Origin of the sequence: Paracoccus sp. (in: a-proteobacteria) (assembly GCF_030536915.1) — a bacterium.
GTDB lineage: Bacteria > Pseudomonadota > Alphaproteobacteria > Rhodobacterales > Rhodobacteraceae > Paracoccus.
Window position 1 is genome coordinate 1 of the sequence record NZ_JAUNPC010000181.1, and the last position, 2,481, is coordinate 2,481.

Here is a 2,481-nt window from a genome sequence, read left to right on the forward strand (position 1 = left end):
AGCATCGCGGCCCTTGATGCGGTCGCGGCAGGCAAGCTGGTTGTTCACGCCCATGATCGCAGTGGTGTCCGGTGACCGGCGCAGTTCTCGCCATGCGAACAGCCGAAGCGGCGAGAGTGGTGCTGCAGCGCGCGCAGAGACAGAAGAGTGGCGGTGTCCAACTCGCCACCCCGACCAGCCCGCCCGGAAGCTGCTCGATGTGCCGGGCGCACGCGGCGTTGATCTGGCGGCTGCAGCGCGAATCGTGTTCCGGCGTCCAGGCATGGACAGCCCAGTCAGGCAGGGTCCAGCCGGCGCGGCGCCACGGCTGCATGATGGACCTCAATCACGGGCGCGGTCGCGCGGGTCAGTTCGCCGTGCTGCTTGATGAACAGCCGGTCAGCCTCGGCTTGGCGGCCAGCCGGAAGATCGGAAGCCATGTGGTCGCTCGGGCGGCGGCGGTGTTCCGATCACACATGACCGAGCAATATTGCGCCATTCCTGCGGCGCAAATGGCGCTGATCATCTGCAGGTGCGTAGAAGCGGGCGCCACCATCATATTGGTGGCGCCCTGCCATCAGTCTGTGATCAGTTCCCCGGAGTGAGCGAGATCATGTGCGCCGCTGCGTTCTCGACCGCCTCGCGGGAATAGATCAGCGGTGCATAGTCTCCGGCTGCCCAGAGCGGCGCGAGGTCGCGGTAATGCGGGCTCATCGGATCGCCGGATTGGCCGGGGGTGTTGATGAAGCGGCTCGCGTCCCAGTTGCCCACGTCCAGCACCATGCGGAACGACGCGCCCGAGGTGACCTCGAAGCTGTCGTTGTAGCTTGCTGCCCGCGGGCTGTAGGCCGAGCCGCCCATCGACAGCGGGCCCACGTTCATCTGGTCCGCGAAACCTGGCTGAGCCAGACCGGCGACGCCATGGGTGAACTTGCCCTTGTGCAGATCGCCCCAGCGCCATTTCGACATGTCGCCGCCCAGCCGCTCGGTCGTTTCGGCAACGGCACCCGACAAGGCCGTGGCCAGGATGTCGTCACGCGCCTGTTCAGGATTGTCGCCCAGCCTTTCGTCGGGCTGCGCCAGAAGATCCACCACCGACGAGATCGCGCCGCGCCCGAGCAGCTCGGCGAGATCATCGCCCAGGACGCGGGGCGCGGTCGTATCGACCAGATGCTTGCTCAGCATCGTCTCGGCCACCGCAGCCGCAGCACTGTCGGCCGAGGTCACCGCGTCCCAGCCCTGGATCAGGGCCAGCGCGTCGCGATCGGCCTGCGATGCGGTTTCGGGCAAGCTCAGGCCCTTCATCAGATCCACCACGCGGCGCTGCATGACGCTGTGATCGTCGTTCTGCAACGCCATCGAGTCCGTCAGCGACACCTTGTCGTCGGCGCTCAGGACCTCGGAAATGCGCCGGATGCGGGACGGATCGGACCATTCGAAGCCGACCTTGTATTCCTTGTAGAGATAATCCTCGGGCAGGTTCATTTCGTTGGCAGTGGCGAACCAGCCCTTTTCGGGGTTGTAGACCGAAGGCAGCTTGTCCCGTTCGAGGAAGCCCCATTCATAGCGGCCGTCGCCCGGCACCGGCAGCAGCCCGTCCCAGTTCTCGCGCAGGGGCGACATGGCCCCCACGATCCAGCCGATGTTGCCATCCGTGTCGGCGTAGACCTGGTTTTCCGAGGGCGCCGAGAAACGTTCCATCGCCGTCGTGAACTCCTCCCAGTTCTGCGCGCCCATGTAATCGACCGAGCCGAAATAGGCCGAGGTCCCCGGCTCGAACCAGACGCTGCGGAAGGCGAAGGCGCGGTCGTTCTCCTCGTCCACCTTCAGCACCGGGCCGTGGCGCGTGAACTTCATCGTCACCTGCTGCGGCGCGCCGTCGCGGACGGCGATGGTGTCTTCCACGACCTCCATGTCTACCCAGTCGCCATTGTAGCGGTACTGGTCAGGGTTCTCGGGGTTCAGTTCATAGACATACAGGTCTTCCTGATCGACGGCGAAGATGGTCAGGCCATAGGCGATCTTGCCGTTATGCCCGATCGAGATGCCGGGCAGCGCCGGCTCGCCCGCCCCGATCACCGACATGCCGGGCGAGTTCAGGTGCACGACATAGCGCAGCGAGGGCACCCCATGCGCGCGATGCGGATCGTTGGCGAGGATCGGCCGTCCGGTTTCGGTGCGCGAGGGCGCGATGGTCCAGTTGTTGGACCCGATCTCCTGCACGTTGGACGAGGTGATCCTGAGAAAGTCTGCAGGCTCAAGCGCGCTGCTGCTGCGGTTGCCCGAGCTTTGTCCGTCCTCATGCACGGGCGGTACGGCAGGGTCTGCCGATGAGGGCGGGGCGCCGTTGGCCGGGGCAGCGCCTTCAGACGAAGACGCTGCTGGCGCGCCGGCCCCGGGTGCCGTTTCCGTGGTATCGGCAGGCGGTTCTGCCGCAGGCGGGGTTTTGGCCTGCCCCAATGAGGTGGTCCGTTTCCAATCTTAGTGCATGACGGGTCCTGG

General features: G+C 65.8%; 2 protein-coding genes. One reads left to right on the plus strand and one right to left on the minus strand.

The window, feature by feature from the left end; all coding sequences use genetic code 11:
- Window positions 1-71: 71 nt before the first annotated feature.
- Window positions 72-584: a hypothetical protein gene (locus tag Q4F04_RS15465; protein ID WP_303370681.1), complete on the plus strand. Its 513-nt coding sequence runs from the start codon at window positions 72-74 to the stop codon at window positions 582-584.
- Here the strand turns inward: Q4F04_RS15465 and Q4F04_RS15470 are convergent.
- A complete protein-coding gene (locus tag Q4F04_RS15470; RefSeq protein WP_303370682.1) occupies window positions 568-2,286 on the minus strand; it encodes a penicillin acylase family protein in 1,719 nt (572 codons plus the stop codon). The two genes, Q4F04_RS15465 and Q4F04_RS15470, sit on opposite strands and share 17 nt — an antisense overlap.
- Window positions 2,287-2,481 lie beyond the last annotated feature (195 nt).